The organism is Streptomyces plumbidurans (assembly GCF_019857225.1).
GTDB lineage: Bacteria > Actinomycetota > Actinomycetes > Streptomycetales > Streptomycetaceae > Streptomyces > Streptomyces plumbidurans.
This window is the reverse complement of record NZ_JAFJSY010000001.1, coordinates 1-15,626: the sequence shown is the minus strand read 5'-3', so window position 1 is coordinate 15,626 and position 15,626 is coordinate 1. Positions and strand designations below refer to the sequence as shown.

Annotated in this window: 16 protein-coding genes and 1 pseudogene; 6 read left to right on the top strand and 11 right to left on the bottom strand. The window is 71.8% G+C overall.

The window, feature by feature from the left end:
• Nucleotides 1-199: 199 nt before the first annotated feature.
• Nucleotides 200-1,414 (bottom strand): iron uptake transporter deferrochelatase/peroxidase subunit, encoded by a 1,215-nt coding sequence (gene efeB, locus JYK17_RS00085; protein ID WP_164932409.1) that lies wholly within the window; start codon nucleotides 1,412-1,414, stop codon nucleotides 200-202.
• A 5-nt stretch (nucleotides 1,415-1,419) separates the two neighbouring features.
• Entirely contained in the window at nucleotides 1,420-2,673 is a 1,254-nt protein-coding gene (locus tag JYK17_RS00080) for an EfeM/EfeO family lipoprotein (RefSeq protein WP_108009435.1), read from the bottom strand.
• A gap of 205 nt (nucleotides 2,674-2,878) precedes the next feature.
• Here JYK17_RS00080 and JYK17_RS00075 point away from each other — a divergent pair, with 205 nt between their 5' ends.
• Nucleotides 2,879-3,403, top strand: a complete 525-nt coding sequence (locus JYK17_RS00075) for a hypothetical protein (RefSeq protein ID WP_108009433.1) — start codon at nucleotides 2,879-2,881, stop codon at nucleotides 3,401-3,403.
• Between the two features lie 35 nt (nucleotides 3,404-3,438).
• Here the strand turns inward: JYK17_RS00075 and JYK17_RS00070 are convergent, their stop codons facing one another.
• Nucleotides 3,439-5,106: a DNA alkylation response protein gene (locus JYK17_RS00070; RefSeq protein ID WP_222809503.1), complete on the bottom strand. Its 1,668-nt coding sequence runs from the start codon at nucleotides 5,104-5,106 to the stop codon at nucleotides 3,439-3,441.
• A 71-nt stretch (nucleotides 5,107-5,177) separates the two neighbouring features.
• On the opposite strand from JYK17_RS00070, the gene JYK17_RS00065 reads away from it, so the two are divergent.
• Entirely contained in the window at nucleotides 5,178-5,915 is a 738-nt protein-coding gene (locus JYK17_RS00065; protein ID WP_222809502.1) for a PaaX family transcriptional regulator C-terminal domain-containing protein, read from the top strand.
• Nucleotides 5,916-5,941: 26 nt separating this feature from the next.
• On the opposite strand, the gene JYK17_RS00060 is transcribed toward JYK17_RS00065, so the two are convergent.
• Nucleotides 5,942-6,562 carry a hypothetical protein gene (locus tag JYK17_RS00060; protein WP_222809501.1) on the bottom strand — a complete coding sequence of 207 codons (621 nt, stop codon included), beginning with the start codon at nucleotides 6,560-6,562 and terminating at the stop codon, nucleotides 5,942-5,944.
• A gap of 152 nt (nucleotides 6,563-6,714) precedes the next feature.
• On the bottom strand, nucleotides 6,715-7,794 hold the full coding sequence (locus tag JYK17_RS00055; RefSeq protein ID WP_108009425.1) for an NADH:flavin oxidoreductase/NADH oxidase: 1,080 nt from the start codon (nucleotides 7,792-7,794) through the stop codon (nucleotides 6,715-6,717).
• A gap of 100 nt (nucleotides 7,795-7,894) precedes the next feature.
• On the opposite strand from JYK17_RS00055, the gene JYK17_RS00050 reads away from it, so the two are divergent.
• Complete coding sequence (locus tag JYK17_RS00050; RefSeq protein WP_108009423.1) at nucleotides 7,895-8,251, top strand: ArsR/SmtB family transcription factor; 357 nt, start codon at nucleotides 7,895-7,897, stop codon at nucleotides 8,249-8,251.
• Here the strand turns inward: JYK17_RS00050 and JYK17_RS00045 are convergent.
• Nucleotides 8,174-9,559, bottom strand: coding sequence for a nucleobase:cation symporter-2 family protein (locus tag JYK17_RS00045; protein ID WP_222809500.1), 1,386 nt, complete (start codon nucleotides 9,557-9,559; stop codon nucleotides 8,174-8,176). The two genes, JYK17_RS00050 and JYK17_RS00045, sit on opposite strands and share 78 nt — an antisense overlap.
• A gap of 281 nt (nucleotides 9,560-9,840) precedes the next feature.
• Here JYK17_RS00045 and JYK17_RS00040 point away from each other — a divergent pair, with 281 nt between their 5' ends.
• Nucleotides 9,841-10,314, top strand: coding sequence for a DUF6214 family protein (locus JYK17_RS00040; protein ID WP_108009420.1), 474 nt, complete (start codon nucleotides 9,841-9,843; stop codon nucleotides 10,312-10,314).
• 81 nt (nucleotides 10,315-10,395) lie between these two features.
• Here JYK17_RS00040 and JYK17_RS00035 read toward each other — a convergent pair whose 3' ends face one another.
• Nucleotides 10,396-11,118: a TetR/AcrR family transcriptional regulator gene (locus JYK17_RS00035; RefSeq protein WP_108009418.1), complete on the bottom strand. Its 723-nt coding sequence runs from the start codon at nucleotides 11,116-11,118 to the stop codon at nucleotides 10,396-10,398.
• A 328-nt stretch (nucleotides 11,119-11,446) separates the two neighbouring features.
• Between JYK17_RS00035 and JYK17_RS00030 the strand changes: the two genes are divergently transcribed.
• Nucleotides 11,447-11,695, top strand: coding sequence for a DUF2630 family protein (locus tag JYK17_RS00030; RefSeq protein WP_108009416.1), 249 nt, complete (start codon nucleotides 11,447-11,449; stop codon nucleotides 11,693-11,695).
• Between the two features lie 19 nt (nucleotides 11,696-11,714).
• Here JYK17_RS00030 and JYK17_RS00025 read toward each other — a convergent pair whose 3' ends face one another.
• From JYK17_RS00025 to JYK17_RS00010, 4 genes are all read right to left on the bottom strand, one after another.
• On the bottom strand, nucleotides 11,715-12,404 hold the full coding sequence (locus JYK17_RS00025) for an HAD family hydrolase (protein WP_222809499.1): 690 nt from the start codon (nucleotides 12,402-12,404) through the stop codon (nucleotides 11,715-11,717).
• 86 nt (nucleotides 12,405-12,490) lie between these two features.
• Nucleotides 12,491-13,162 carry a phosphatase PAP2 family protein gene (locus JYK17_RS00020; protein WP_222809498.1) on the bottom strand — a complete coding sequence of 224 codons (672 nt, stop codon included), beginning with the start codon at nucleotides 13,160-13,162 and terminating at the stop codon, nucleotides 12,491-12,493.
• Nucleotides 13,163-13,217: 55 nt separating this feature from the next.
• Nucleotides 13,218-14,153: a M56 family metallopeptidase gene (locus JYK17_RS00015; RefSeq protein WP_128803888.1), complete on the bottom strand. Its 936-nt coding sequence runs from the start codon at nucleotides 14,151-14,153 to the stop codon at nucleotides 13,218-13,220.
• 96 nt (nucleotides 14,154-14,249) lie between these two features.
• Nucleotides 14,250-14,804, bottom strand: a complete 555-nt coding sequence (locus tag JYK17_RS00010) for a DUF5134 domain-containing protein (RefSeq protein WP_222809497.1) — start codon at nucleotides 14,802-14,804, stop codon at nucleotides 14,250-14,252.
• A gap of 193 nt (nucleotides 14,805-14,997) precedes the next feature.
• Between JYK17_RS00010 and JYK17_RS00005 the strand changes: the two are divergent.
• Nucleotides 14,998-15,626 (top strand): annotated as a pseudogene (locus JYK17_RS00005) (FUSC family protein); the annotation flags it as partial.

The window sequence follows — 15,626 nt, the reverse complement described above, 5'->3', positions numbered from 1 at the left end:
GTCTCGCCTTCCGGTGAACCGAGTTCCACTGCCACGGCGTCGGTGGCCATGACATCGATGACGATCCTGGGCCATGGTGGCGGCCGAGCGGGGGAGCGGCAATGACGCCGCAGCGAATGTTCGGTCAGGAAATCCTCATCACCCCTTGATCAGTTCTTGGTCCTTTGGTCTGTCCTTGGCCGAAAACCATCGGACCGGGTCAGGTCAGCAGAGCGCGTCCCAGCCAGTCGGAGGCGTCGCGCACACCGGGCAGGGCGAAAAAGTAACCGCCGCCGAACGGGCTGATGTAGTCGACCAGCGGCTCCCCGGCCAGCCGCTTCTGCACGGTTTCGAACTGGCGGGCGAGATCCTGCTGGTAGCAGCAGAACAGCAGGCCCATGTCCAGGTTGCCGTTGCTGTCCGTGCCGCGGTCGTAGTTGTAGGCGCGGCGCAGAATGCGCTGTTCCTCCGTGGCCGCCGTGCGCGGATTGGCCAGCCGGATGTGGCTGTCCAGCGGGATCACCTCGCCCTGGGGATCCTGCGGGTAGTTGGGGGTGTCCTTCTCGTGGCGGCCGTCCAGGGGAGCGCCGCTGTCCCGGGCGCGGCCGAACATCCGCTCCTGCTCCGTCAGGGAGACCCGGTCCCAGAACTCCACCAGCATGCGGATCAGCCGTATGACCTGATAGCTGCCGCCGACCGCCCAGTCCGGCTCGCCCGAGCCGGTGCCCACCCACACCAGACGGTCCATCGCGCGCCGGTCGCCCCGGTCGGGGTTGGCGATGCCGTCCTTGAAGCCCATGTGGTTGCGGGGTGTGCCCGAGGGACGCGACGGGCTGACGAAGCCGTCCATGCGCCAGCGCACCTGCATGCCGCCCCGGGTGTGCCGGGCGACGTCCCGCAGCGCGTGCAGCACCGTGTCCTGGTGGGGTGCGCAGAACTGCACGCTCAGATCGCCGTGGCACCAGTCGGCGTCCAGGTCGTCGTCGGGGAACGACGGCATGGCGGTCAGCCGGTGGGGCTTGCGGGCGGCCAGGCCGTAGCGGTCGTCGAACAGCGAAGCGCCGACGCCGACGGTGACGGTCAGGGCGTCCGCCGGAACGTCCGGGCCGAGCGTGCCGGAGTCGGCGGGCGGGGCGGTGATGCCCAGTTCGTCGGGGCTGCCACCGGCGGTCAGGATCCGGGCCCGGTCGGTCAACGTGCGCAGCAGATCGGCCAGTTCGCCGCGGTTCTCGGCGGTCGCGTCGAACGACACGAACGCCGTGGCCCGCTGCGGCGGGGTGAGGACGCCGGCCTGGTGGCGCCCGTGGAAGGCCACGCGGCCGCTCTCGGCGGGCTGTGCCGCTGCGGAGGCGGCGCCATGATCGGCGGCCACCAGGCCCGTTCCGGCCACGGCCGCCGCGCCGGCCAGGAAGCCCCGGCGTCCGACGCCGTCCATCGGGTTCACGCGGTCCTCCGTACGTCCGTGAGGGCGGCCACGTCGGCGAGCCGCTCGACCAGCTCGCCCAGGTCCGCGTCGACCTTCTCCCGCTGGGCGCGGGTCAGCCGGTCCAGCGGCGTCCAGTGGCCGTCGTGGTCGAAGCCGTCGAGCGTGCGCTCGGTGCGGGCCATCCAGGTGTCGATGCCCGACAGGCCGACGGCGCGGGTCTTCAGCAGCGGCCGCAGCCGCCCGAGCAGTTCGGCGGTGCCGTCCAGGTTGGCGCGGGCGGTGGCGAGGTTGGTGCCGCTGCCGTAGTCGGTACGGCCGGTCAGCTCGAACTGCACGGTGTTCTCCAGGATCTCGTGCGCGCGCAGGCCCACGTCGGCCGGATCCATCCGCTGGTCCGGCCAGCCGTCGCGCAGATCGTGCACGGCCCCCGCGAGCCGGGCTGCCGGGCCGCGCAGAGCGCTCGCCGACTCGCCGTGCCACAGCCCGTACTCCACCCGGTGGAACCCGGCGAAGTCCTTGTCGTGCACGCCGCCGGCCAGGCCCGCCGTGGTGCCGTTGATCGCCGGGTCCGCGTCGCCGAAGGTGCCGTAGGCCGCGCCCATCCGCTCGTACACCAGGTGTGCGGTGAGCCAGTCCTTGCGGGCGGCCGTGAGATCGCCGCGGTCGATCGCGTCACGCAACGTGTCCGTCTTCTCGGCCAGTTCGACCGTGCGGGCCCCGATCCACTTCTGGTAGGCGAGGGTGGGCGGGATCAGGTCCTGCTGGGTCACCGGCACCGCGGCCGGACCGCCCTTCGCCTTCCCGCCGGTGACACGCACGGTGGGGCCGGTGACGGCGTCGGCGTCGTCGGACACGCACTTGAAGGCGTAGCTGCCGTTGCCGAGGGTCACCCGGAGCGGGCGTGTGGTGCCCGGCGCCAGCCCTTCGACCTCGCCGTGGACCGCGCCCGACGCCGGGTCGGTGAGATAGACCTCGGCCGCCACGCTCGACGTGTTGTGCAGGTCGAAGACCTGCTTTCCGGCGGCGGGGTGCGTCCAGCCACGGCCGCAGGCGGCGGAGGTGATCTCGACGGTGGTGTGCCGCAGGCCGTCGGAGGCGCGCGCCGTGCGACGGCCGTCGGAGCCGCCGGCCGCCAGCGCCGCGGCCACCACCGCTGCCGCCACGGCCAGCGCACCGCCGGTGAGCAGCAGGGTGCGCCGCCGTGCCGGACGGGGCGGGGGCGCTGCGGGGCCGGTGCCGGCTGCGGTGCCGACTGCGGCTTCGGGCATGCCGGTCCTCCCGGGGTCGTACGAACGAGGCGGCGCCTGTGATCCTAGGCGCGCCACAGGACCGCGACCGCCATCCTGTCCGGCTTCCGACCATGAGAGAAGCCAGAATTCGCCCCTGGTTCACCGAGCGGTTGCACCGGGGGCCGCTCCCCTCACGAGCGGTAATTCGCTGGGATCTCTGCGCAGCCGGAGCTACGTTTCGGCCATGCATGTGACGTTCACCAAGGTGCCGGGGCGCCGCTACCGGATCAGCGTCGTGCGCGAACACGGGCCGGAACTGGCGCCGCGGCACGGGCCGGGCTACGACGACTGGCTGCCCCATGACGCGGTGCACTTCCTCGTCGAGGCCGAGGCGGGGCTGTCCGGCGGTGTGTTCGGCAGGCTCGCGGCCGGTCGCAGCACCATCCTGTGGCCGGCCGATCCCGCGGTCCGAAGGCGTCAGGCGCGGCGTGAGGCGAAGCACCGGCCGAGCGGCGCCGAGCGCGCCGACATGGCCCGCTCCGAGACCCTGGCCTGCCTGTGCGATCCGCTGTGGCGGTTGCGCGCGGGGCTGAGCCCGGAGCTTCCCGAGTGGTTCGCGTCGCGGGCGCCGGACCTCGGTGAGCCGCAGCTCGTCGAGCGGATCCTGCTACGCCTGGACGCGTTCGCCGCGCGCTGGCACGCACTGCCCGAGGGCGGCGAACTCACGATGTCGTGGCCGCCGCACAACACGCGGCGCACGCGTCACTGACCTTCGACGTCCGGCTCAACTCCCCGACGTCCGGCTCAACTCCCGTCCGGCAGGGCGCGGTTCAGTACGGCGTCCAGATCGGCCGTGTCCGGCAGCGTGCCGAAGGCGTGTCCCCAGTCGCCGCCCAGCCGGGTGGCGCAGAAGGCGTCGGCGACGGCGGCCGGGGCGTGCCGGACCAGGAGGGAGGCCTGCAGGGTGAGGGCCATCTGCTCCACCAGGCGGCGCGCGCCGGACTCCGAGCCGGCCGCGAGCTGACCCTCCAGCCGCTGCACGGCGGCGTCCAGCCGGGCGTCCGCCCCACGCGCCAGGGCGAGTTCGTCGAACAGCGCCTGCGCGGTGGCCGGCTCCCGCTTCAACGCCCGTAGCACGTCCAAGGCGTTGACGTTCCCGGAGCCCTCCCAGATGGACAGCAGAGGAGCCTCGCGGTAGTGCCGGGGCATGCCCGACTCCTCCACATAGCCGTTGCCGCCGAGGCACTCCAGGGCCTCCGCGGTGAAGGCCGTGCCCCGCTTGGTCACCCAGTACTTGCCGACGGCGGTCGCGATCCGCCGGAACGCGCTCTCAGCGGCGTCCCCGCGCACCGCCCGGTCCGCCGCGCCCGCCAGCCGCAGCGTGAGGGTCGTCGCGGCCTCCGACTCCAGAGCGAGGTCGGCCAGGACGTTGCGCATCAGGGGCTGGTCGATCAGCCGCGCGCCGAACGCGCTGCGGTGACGCACATGGTGCCCCGCCTCGACGAGCGTCTTGCGCATCAGCGTGGCCGACATCATCACGCAGTCGAGCCGGGTGCAGTTGACCATCTCGATGATGGTCTTCACACCCCGCCCCTCGGGCCCGACCAGCCACGCCAGAGTGCCGTCGAACTCCGGCTCCGACGAAGCGTTGGACCGGTTGCCCAGCTTGTCCTTGAGCCGCTGGATGCGGAAGGTGTTGCGGCTGCCGTCGGGCAGAATCCGCGGCACCAGGAAGCACGACAGCCCCTCCGGTGCCTGCGCCAGCACCAAAAACACGTCGCACATCGGCGCCGAGGTGAACCACTTGTGCCCGCGCAGCTGGTACATGCCGGGCTCGGCGGTCGGCCACGCCGTGGTCGTGTTCGTACGGACGTCGGAGCCGCCCTGCTTCTCGGTCATCCCCATGCCGGCGAGCAGACCGGGCTTCTCGGTCGGCACCCGCAGCTCCGGGTCGTACTCCCGCGAGGTCAGCAGCGGCTCGTAGATCTTCGCGAGGTCGGGCTGGGCGCGCAGGGCGGGCACGGCCGCGTAGGTCATCGAGGTCGGGCAGCCGTGCCCGGCGTCGGTGTGCCCCCACACCAGTCCGCCCGCGGTGCGGGCGACATGCGCGCCGGGCCGCTCGTCCGCCCACGGCGCGCCGGCCAGGCCCTCGGCGACCGCGGCCCGCATCAGGTGGTGCCAGCTCGGATGGAAGTCGACCTCGTCGATGCGGTTGCCGTACCGGTCGTGGGTACGCAGCACGGGCTCGTGCACATTGGCCAGCTCGGCCCACTCCTGCGCCTCGGCGCTGCCCGCCCGCAGCCCCAGCCGCCGGATGCCCTCCTCGGCCCACTCGGCGCCCTCGCGGCGCAGGCCTTCCAGCAGGGCGGTGTCCTCGGCGGCGTCGTAGGGCGCCAGGTCCGGGGGCTGGTTGGTGACGTCGTGCGTGGCGTACGGCTGCCGGGGCTGCGCGGTGGAGGGTGTCGAGGCCATGCAGCCATGTTGCACCTTTTCTGCGGTCGTAGCAATGATGCAACAAGAACGCGCACGTAAGGTACGTGACCATGAACGTGTCACCGCAGCCGGTCCAGGCCGATCTGCCGCCGCTGTCCGCGCGGTCGGTCGTGCTGAGCCTGCTGCTCGGCACCCATCCGCCGGAGCTGCCGGTCAAGGAGCTCGTCCGCGCGGTGGAGCCCTTCGGCGTCGGCGGTTCCACGCTGCGTGCCGCGCTCAGCCGGATGGTGGCCGCCGGTGACCTGCGGCGCACCGATGCCGTCTACGGGCTCAGCGACCGTCTGCTGGAGCGCCAGCGCCGCCAGGACGAAGCGGTGGAGGCGCGCACGCGCGCGTGGCGTGGCGACTGGGAGATGGTGGTGATCACCGCGACGGGGCGGGGCCCCGCCGAACGCGCCGAGCTGCGCGGCCGGTTGAGCACCCTGCGGCTGGCCGAACTCCGCGAAGGGGTGTGGCTGCGCCCGGACAACCTCAGGCGCGCCCTCCCGGACGAGCTGGACCAGGTGGCGCAGGTGTACACCACACGACCCGACCGGCCGGGGCGGGAACTGGCCGCTCAGCTCTGGCCGTTGGACGCCTGGGCCGCGACGGCCCGCGGTCTGCTGGCCCATGTCGCCGAGGCGCACCGCCCGGCCGACCGGTTCACCGCCTTCGCCGCGGTCGTACGCCATCTGCTGGCCGATCCCGTGCTGCCGCCCGAACTCCTCCCCGCCCACTGGCCGGGTGCGGCCCTGCGTGCGGCGTACGGGGACTTCCAGCGGGAGGTCACCGGGAGGATCGGGCGCTGAACCGGCCGACCGCCGGGCCCGGTTCCTCAGTCGACCTGGGCCAGGTTGCCGTGGCTGATCTCGTCCCGGCCGGTGTCGACGGTGTAACTGCCGGTGTAGACGGCGGTGCTGCCGTCGTCGCGCAGGGCGTCTAGGCGCACGTACACGGTCTCCCCGTCCGTCGAGGTGACCTGTGCCTGCGTGTACGTCGTGTCGGCGTAGCCGTCGACGAAGGCGTCGTAGGAGGGGCTGAGGTTCTTGCCGCCGAGTGCCCAGGCGGACGCGTAGTCCTGCGCGTTGACGGCGGCGTAGTACTGCTCGACCACGGACTCGGCGGTCGTGCCGTCGACGTCGGTGGGTGCGGCGTACACCGTCTGCGTCCGGGTGGGAGCCTGCACGGTGGCCGTGGCGGTCACGACCGGCTGGGCCGACGGTGTCGTGGTGGCGGACGCCGGCGGCGAGGTGTTGGCGGCCGCCACGGTCTGCGCGGGGTGGTGGCGGTCGCCGAGGCCGAAGGACAGACCGACCGCACTGCCCACGAGAGCCGCCATACCGGCCACCATCCCCACGGTCCGCCACGGCGATGTGCGTGGCTGCTCTTCCCGGACGACGGGGATGTTGTGGAGCGTGTCGCCGTTGTGGAATCTGAGCAGGTCGTCGTCGTGCATAGGGCCCCCTGTGCGTTGGTGCAGACGTGCATGATGCGCAGATGTGGGCAGTTGGTGAAGGGTATGTGCCCAAGTCGTGACATGGCGGCACGTCGAGGGCCGCCGTCCGCAGCGGACGGCGGCCCCTGGAGACCGGTGCACCGGTCGGGCGGCTACACCGACCGGTGGTACTGCTCCGGAACATGCACGTCCGCGCCGAGTTCGCGGGCCGCGTGGCGGGCCCACGAGGGGTTGCGCAGGAGTTCGCGGCCCAGGAGCACCGCGTCCGCGTCGCCGTTGACGACGATCTTCTCGGCCTGCTCGGTCTCGGTGATCAGGCCCACGGCCGCGACCGGCAGCGTCGTCTCCGCCTTCACCCGCGCCGCGAACGGCACTTGGTAGCCCGGCCCGACCGGGATGCGCACGCCGGAGGCGTTGCCGCCGGTGGAGAGGTCGAGCAGGTCGATGCCGTGCGCCTGGAGGTCGGCGGCGAAGCGGACCGTGTCGTCGGCCGTCCAGCCGCCCTCCTCCAGCCACTCGGTCGCCGAGATGCGGAAGAACAGCGGCTTGTCGTCCGGCCACACCTCCCGTACGGCGTCCACGACTTCGAGCGCGAAGCGGATGCGGTTCTCGTACGAGCCGCCGTAGGCGTCGGTGCGGTGGTTGGAATGCGGCGAGAGGAACTGGTTGATCAGATACCCGTGGGCGCCGTGCACCTCGGCGACCTCGAAGCCTGCCGCGAGGGCGCGACGCGCGGCGTCCGCGAACTGGCCGACGATCTCCCCGATCTGATCGACCGTCAACTCCGTCGGCACCGCATGCCGCTCGTCGAACGCGACCGCGCTCGGCGCGAGCGGCTGCCAGCCGCCGGCGTCCGGCCCGAGCGGCGCCCCGCCCGTCCAGGTGCGGTCGGTCGAGGCCTTGCGGCCGGCGTGGGCCAGCTGAATGCCGGGCACCGTGCCCTGCGAGACGAGGAAGCGGGTGATCCGGCGGAACGCCTCGACCTGGGTGTCGTTCCAGATGCCCAGGTCGTACGGGGAGATCCGGCCCTCGGGCGACACGGCCGTGGCCTCGGTCAGGATCAGACCCGTGCCACCGGCCGCGCGGGCCGCGAGATGCGTGAAGTGCCAGTCGTTCGGAGTGCCGGTCCCGGGCCCCTCGGGCTCGGCCGAGTACTGGCACATCGGGGCCATCCAGACCCGGTTCGGGATGGTCACTTCGCGCAGGGTGAAGGGCTGGAAGAGGGCGCTCATGGGGAGCTGCTCCGTTCTCACGGGACTGCGGGACAGTTCGTACGATAGGCATCGTAGTACGTCGGATGTCAAACTACGATGGCTCTCGTACAATGACCGAGTGAGTACCGCCGCCCCCGCCGCCAGCAGCCGGGACCTGCCGCACCCCGTGCGCGAGGACATCCGGCTGGAAGCCGTGCTGCACGCGCTCTCCGACCCGATGCGGCTGCAGATCGTGCGTGAGCTCGCCGCCGACCGCACCGAGCTCACCTGCTCGCAGTTCGTCCTGCCGGTGACCAAGTCCACGAGCACGCACCACTTCCGGGTGCTGCGCGAGGCGGGCGTGATCCGTCAGTGCTACCGGGGCACGGCCAAGATGAACGGCCTGCGCCGGGACGACCTAGACGATCTCTTCCCGGGGCTCCTGGACGCCCTGCTCGCCGCCGCCGCTCGGCAGGCCACCCGGCTCGGCGGCTGAAGTCGCTTTCAAGGCACGGTGGTTGAAGAGCAGGTTCAGCACGATCGCCGTCAGGCAGCCCGCGCTGATACCGCTGTTCATCACCGTCTGGAACCAGTCCGGGAACTTCGCGTACACCGTCGGCACCCCGACCGGCAGCATCCCCACGGCCACCGACACCGCGACGACCGTGAGGTTGTGGTTGTCCCTGAAGTCCACCCGGGCCAGGGTCCGCAGCCCGCTCGCGGCCACTGTCCCGAACATCACCAGACCCGCACCGCCCAGCACGGGCGCGGGTATCGCCGCCACCACCGCGCCCAGCTTCGGCAGCAGCCCGAGCACGACGAGGATGCCGCCCGCGGCGGCCACCACCCAGCGGCTGCGCACCCGTGTCATCCCGACGAGGCCGACGTTCTGCGCGAACGCCGTGTACGGGAAGGTGTTGAACACGCCGCCCAGCACGGTCGACAGTCCGTCGGCGCGCAGCCCGTCGGCCAGCGGGCGCGGCTCGACCTGCCGCCCGGTCATCTCGCCGACCGCGATCAGGTCGCCGGTGGTCTCGGTCATCGTCACCAGCGCCACCACCAGCATCGACACGATCGCCGAGGCCTCGAAGCTCGGCGCACCGAAGTGGAACGGCGTGCTGATCCCCAGCCAGTCGGCATCACCGACCCCGCCGAAGTCCGTGAAGTCGAAGGGCACCGCGACCGCGAGCCCCACCGCGATGCCGATCAGTACGGCGATCCGGCTCAGGAACGCCGGCGCGAACCGCTGCACGACCAGCACCACCACCAGGACGAAGGCGGCAAGGGCCAGGTTCTTCGGCTCGCCGAAGTCCTTCGAACCGGCCCCGCCCGCCGCCCAGTTGCCCGCGACCGGCAGCAGCGAGACCCCGATGATCAGGATGACGGTGCCGGTGACCAGCGGCGGGAAGAAGCGCAGCAGCTTCCCGAAGACCGGTGCCAGCAGCATGATCGCCAGCCCCGAGACGATCACCGAGCCGTAGATCGCGGGCAGTCCGCCGCCCGTCGTCCCGATGAGCACCATCGGCGACACCGCGGCGAACGTACAGCCCTGCATGATCGGCAGTCGTACGCCGAACCGCCAGAACCCCACGCACTGGATGAGCGTCGCGATACCGCACACCAGCAGATCGGCGGTGATCAGATACGCCAGGTCCGCGGGCGACAGCTTCATCGCACCGCCCACGATCAGCGGCACCGCGACCGCGCCGGCATACATCGCGAGCACATGTTGCAGCCCGAAGGCGGCCAACTGCCGTACGGGCGGGACCTCGTCGACCGGATGGACGGGGGCGGTCGTGGACATGGGCACTCCTGAGCGGCGGGGGAGGGGACGTCCGAACAGCATGGGACCGTACGGGCGTTGAACAGTCTGTTGATTTCCGGGTCGTTGCCGCTGTGTGTCCTGCCCACTCGACGGCATCCGATTCCGCTACGGCGCCTGCCGGCGCTGCTGCGCTGACAGGGTGCAGGCGCGGCCTGGCCGTGCGTGTCCGTTATCGCGGCATGTGATCAAGTGGTTACGTATCGCGTGTGCTAGAAGCATCCTTTCTTAATCTTTCTGATCGTTGTCCGACGGATGGCACGGTGTCCGTATGGCCCGCGTGGGAAGTGCGGGAGGACGAGCGCACCACGTCGTGGTTCACCGTCGGGCTGGGGTTCGGCGACGGCGCCCGGATCGACCTGCTCGCGGTGGTGTGTGACGGACGTGTCGCGCTGGAGGAGGTACGGGCGCAGCCCGCGCTGTCCCTGGACGACCTCGCGGAGCTCACCGAGTGGATCGAGGAACCGCTCTTCGAGGCGTGCGGGCTCGCCGGTGCGGCAGGTGTGGCCGGTGCGTATCGCACACCCGCACTCTCGCGGCGGGCCCGACCCGCCTGGCCCCTCGGCATCGAGGGTCGCCGACGTGTGGCACAGGAATACCGTGCGGCCCAGCAGGAGGGTGCCGACCCGGTCCTCGCGGTGATGTGCGCGACCGGACACGGACGCCGCAAGTCCCTGCGCCTCATCTCGCAGGCTCGCGATTCGGGGTTTTTGACGCCTCGTCATGCGCGGTGCTGAAGGGGGAGGGGCGACGGGCGGTCCGGATGGTGAGGGGGGCGGGTGGCCCGGATGGTAAGAGGGCGTGGGTGGGGAGTGTGGTTACTGCGCGTCGGGCGCCCGCTTCTCCGGTTCCGTCTGCTCCGTCGATTCCGTCCCCTCACCCCGCCCCTCGCCCGTGGCGAAGAAGCGTGACAGGTCGGACTTGCCGCTCTCGCCGGTCGCCGGGGCGCTGTCCGGTGGGACGCCCATGTCCCAGTCGAGGCGGTAGCGCTTGAACAGCTCGGCCCGCAGGGTGGTGATCGGCATCGGGACGTTCGGCAGCACCATCGCGTAGACCGCGCCCATCAGCAGGGAGCGCAGCATCGGATAGTCCTCGTCGACGTTCTGCGACCCCTGCCGGGTGACGACGTCCCGCAGCAGCTCGGCCAGGCGCTTCTGCTCCGGGCACTGTACGAAGCCCTCCGCCTGCAGCAGCCCGGCCATGTGCTGCCGCATCAGGACGGGCCGGTCCCGGCCCAGGTTCAGGATCGCGTCGATGGCGCGGGCCATCCGCTCCCGGCCGTCCTCGCTGCGCGGGTCCCGCTCCACCGCCTCCTCCAGCGTGCGGTGCATCAGCCGGTGCACCGCGGACTGCACGAGCTGCCGCTTGCCGGGGAAGTAGTAGGACACCAGCCCGCGCGCGGAGCCGGCCCGGTCCGCGATGGCGCCGAGAGTCGTCGCCTCGTACCCGTGCTCATCGACCAGCTCGACGGCCGCTTGCAGGAGCCGCTCCCGGGAACGTCTCCGCAACTCTTCATTGACCGAGGCGCTGCGCGGGGACATGCTGTAACTCCTGCGTTGACTGGCTGCCAGCCAACTATACTCAGCAGGGTCCCGATCGGAACCACGTAGGGGCTGGTCAGGGCTGCCGTCCGTCTGGGGCGACGCGGGGGATCGTCTCAGGCGGACGGTTTTATCCCCTCGGATAGTGTCCTGAGGCTACTTTTCCGGTCTGCGCACTCCCGTCGCACAACGATCCGGCCGTCCCTAAAGTGGGCTTGGCCGTCCCTGAAATGGCCTTGGCTGTCCCTGAAATGGCCTTGGCTGTCCCTGAAATGGCCTTGGCTGTTCCAGAAGAGGGCACGTGCGCCGAGCGGAGGAGGCCTGCGACATGGAACAGGACCAGCAGATCCTGAGCAGGATCACGGAGATGGTCGAGGACGAGCGCAAGCTCCGCGCATCCGTCGCCGCGGGAGAGATCGACAGCGAGACGGAACGGCAGCGGCTCGACCGGCTGGAACGCGAACTCGACCGGTGTTGGGACCTGTTGCGGCAGCGGCGCGCGAAGACCGAGTTCGGGGCGAACCCGGACGAGGCGCGCGTGCGACCGTCCTCGCAGGTCGAGGGGTATCAGGGCTAAGGCTGGGGCCGGCCTCGGGTCAGTTCACCAGGTCCAGCACGGCACGCAGCCCGTCCGGTCGCTCGTCGGCCGGCAGGTGGTCCACGAAGTGCACCCGGCACCCGAGCGCCGAGGCGCCGCCGTCCGCCCGCCGGTCGTCCCCGACCATCAGGGTCTGCCGGGGCTCGGCTCCGAGCGCCTCGCAGGCGACCGTGAACAGCCGTGCGTCGGGCTTCTGGACGCCGTGCTCGTACGACAGGACGTACGCGTCCACGTACCGGTCGAGGCCGTGCTCGCGGAAGACCGGGCGCAGATCCCAGCCGATGTTGCTCACCACGCCGACACCGATCCCGCGCTCGCGCAGCGCGCGCAGCACCTCGGGGGCGTCGGGGTAGGCGGACCACGCGGCCGGCGTCATGTGCCGGTCGTACAGCGCGTCGTACAACGCGGGTTCGGGGAGCGGTACTTGCCGGGCGACCGCGGTGTAGGCGGCCCGGTGCAGCTCGGAGCTCTGGTCCCGGATCGCCCACATCTCGGCGAATTCCGCGGGCAGTTGCTCCGGCGGCGCCCCGCCGGGCAGCGCCCCCGCCATATGCAGGGCCTTCGCCGTCTGATTCAACTCCGGTTCCGGGAGCGTGATCCCGGCCTCGTCCAGCACCGCGCGCAGCCAGGACTCGGTGGACTCGATGCGGAACAGGGTGCCGGAGAAGTCGAACAGGACAGCGGTCATGTGTGGATCTTACGTGGCGGCCCACCGGCGGCCGGAAGGTGCGGGAGGGAGGAGCGTCGGAGCTTCGCCGCCCGGCGTGGACGCGCTCACGGCTGCCGGCGCCGGTGGATCAGCGCCGCCGATGCCACGACCGTCGCGCCCAGGAGCCAGCCGCCCAGCACGTCGGAGGGCCAGTGCACGCCCAGCCACACGCGCGTGAGACCCACCCCGAGCACGGAGATCAGCGCCACCGTCAGCGCCGTACGCCACACCGCGCGGCCGGGGCGTCGGCGGTGCAGCAGCCACAGCAGCAGGCCGCAGACGATCGTGGCGGTCATCGCGTGCCCGGAGGGGTAGGCGGCGTAGTGGGCCGAGTCGACTGGGTCGCGCCAGACGGGGCGCGGGCGGTCGACGGCGGCCTTGAGCCCTTGTTGCAGCAGATTGCCGACCGCCACGGTGATCGCCAGCCACAGCGCCGTCCACCAGTCCGACCGCCGCCACACCACCCAGCCCACGGCGACCGCGCACACCAGCCGCATCGTCCAGGGGTCCCAGACCCAGTCCGTCAGGACGCGGAACACATGGGTGAGGCCGGGTTCGTCGAGGGCCCAGCGATGGGTGGTGCGGGCGAGGTCACCGTCGGCGCCTGTCAGCGGGTGCCACCGGACCGCGACGAGAGTCAGCAGCAGCGCGGAGCACACCACGAGCGCGGCGGCGACACGAGCGATGGTGCGCAGGTCCGGTGGGCGGGGCGGGGACTCGATGGGCGGGTGGCGCATGTACCGATCGTCGCCGACCGGTGGGGTGCGAGGCGAATGTCCGCGTGATCCGCTGCTATCCGAGCGCCCGCAGTCCGGGTACGAGCGTCACCAGGACCGGCACCACGGGTGCCAGCGCGGCGGTCGCCGTCAACCCCAGCCGCCGTACCGGCGGGAGCCGGTCGGGCGCGCTGAGCAGCCGGTGCACCCGCTGCGGCACATGCGCCTGCGCTGTGGGGGCGGGTCCGAACACGCCCTTGTCCTCGTTGAGTTCAACGAGTGCGAGGGCGGTCGTCAGCCGGCCGTGACGGCGCGAGGCCATGTCGTCGGCGGCGAGTTCCACCAGCCGGTGCATCTCGTCGCGGAACGCCGCGAACACCGGCACCTGCGGAAACCCGCCCGCCAACGCGTCCGAGCAGTGCAGCAGCCAGTCGTGCCGGGCCTGCGCATGGCCCTGCTCGTGCGCGAGTACGGCGTCCAGCTTCCGGCCCTCCAGACGGCGCAGCGCGGCGGTGGTGACGACGAGTTGAGGCGCCGTACCGGGCAGCCACCAGGCGTCGGGCCGCTCACCCTCCAGCACGACGAGCCGGCCCTTCGCGGGCTCCTCGCCGGGCAACAGCGGTGCACGGAGCAGGAGTTCGGCTTGGCGCCGCCGACGGCGCGCCCGCGCTCCCACGACCTCACGCACCAGCATGGCCCCGCTCCACACCCCGGCGCAGGCGAGCGTCACGGCGGTCGCCGCGGCCCAGGGCCCGGTGGCGCCGAGCGCGTAGGCGTCCACGACCCCGTGCGGCGCCCCGGCGAACACATGGCCGCGCACCGCCTGCCAGGCGGCCGCGGCGCTGAGCGTCATCGACAGCGCACAGCACAGCAGAACGGCTGCCACCACGCACTGCCACACCCACAGCGCGACCACCGGTTCGCGGTCCGGCCAGTCGGCCAGGGCGAGCAGCCGAGGGGCGCCGACGGCGGTCAGCCCGCCGAGCAGCAGCAGTGCCGCGGCAACCATCATGGCGATCACCCTATGAGTGGACGCCCGCCCCGGACACGGTCCGCCACGGCAAAGTGACGCAGGCAACGGTCCCGCGAGAAGCCCCGCGTGATCAGTTCACAGTGTGATCAGCATCGCCACCATCGCGATCCCCATCGACAGCCGGCACGCCTTCGCCAGCTCCGGCCGGTCGCCCCAGCCGAGGGGCCCGCCGCCCGCGGCCACCGTTACCGGTGCCGGTATGAGCCGTACGCCCGACAGCAGCACGTAACCCATGAAGTAGAGCAGGAGCACCCCGGTCACCAGTGGCACCCCGGACGTCATGCCGTGCCCGGCGTGATGCCCGGGGGACGCGGCCATCACGACCGCCATGTAGACCATGGCCGAGGCGCCCACCAGATGGTGCAGATGGTGCGCGTTCGTCCGTGCCGCCCACAGGGCGCGCAGTGCGGCGGCGCCGAACACCGCCGCGTACAGGGGCCAAGTCCAGGCCGGTGGGCTGAACACGGCCGCCGGTACGGCCATCGCGGCCATGCCGAAGCCCATCAGCGCCTCACCGCCGGCCGACCTGCGCTGTTCGACGACGCTGCTGCGCATCCGCAGCAGACAGTAGGCGCCGGTCGCGGCGCACAGCGCGACCAGCAGCCAGCCGGGCGAAGCCGGTCCGTGCACACGCGCCTCCCCGCTCGACGGAATCGACGACGAAGTCGCCGGAGTCGACAGTCGGTGATTGCCCACGCGGCGCGGCGCGCATACGAGCGCACGGGAGTACACGGGGAGCATTCGAGGGAGCACGGGCGGTGAGTAGCAGGGGTAGATGCCTGGTAATTCATTACGAGTAAAACACCCGTTAATGTTATGTCACATGACCCCAGCGACCTCCGCCTCTACCTCCGCCGCCGCCACCACCGCCCCACGCCCCCGCCGCCTCCCCCTGACCGGCGTCCTGCGTCTCGGCCGGCCCGTGGACATCTGGTTCAAGCCCGCGCTGAGCGTGGTCGCCTCGGTCGCCCCGCCCAACCTGACGCTGCTGGCACTCGGCCGGCTCGATCTGGCGATGTACACGATGGCCGGTTCCCTGTGCGCGCTCTACGCCCACAACCGCCCCTACGGCGCCCGGGGCCGGGTCCTGGCCCGGGTGATCCTCGCCATGGTCGGCGGTCTCGGGGTCTGCCTGGTCACCGCCTCGCTGACCGGCAACGCGGTCGTCCTTGTCACCGTCGGCGCCCTGCTGGCCGCGCTGCACAAGGCGCTGTGCGACGCGACCCGTGTCGGACCGCCCGGCAATGTCGTGCTGACCTTCATCACCTCGGCCTCCCTGTTCGCGCCGCAGACCCTCGGGCAGGTCCCGGGCCATCTCGCCCTGGCCGCCGCGGCGGGCGTGTGGTCCTGGCTCGTCGGCATGGCCCCCGGCCTGCTGCGCCCGCACGGCCCGGAGCGCCGGGCCACCGCGGGCGCCCTGAACGCCACCGCCGCGCACGCCGCGAACGGCAC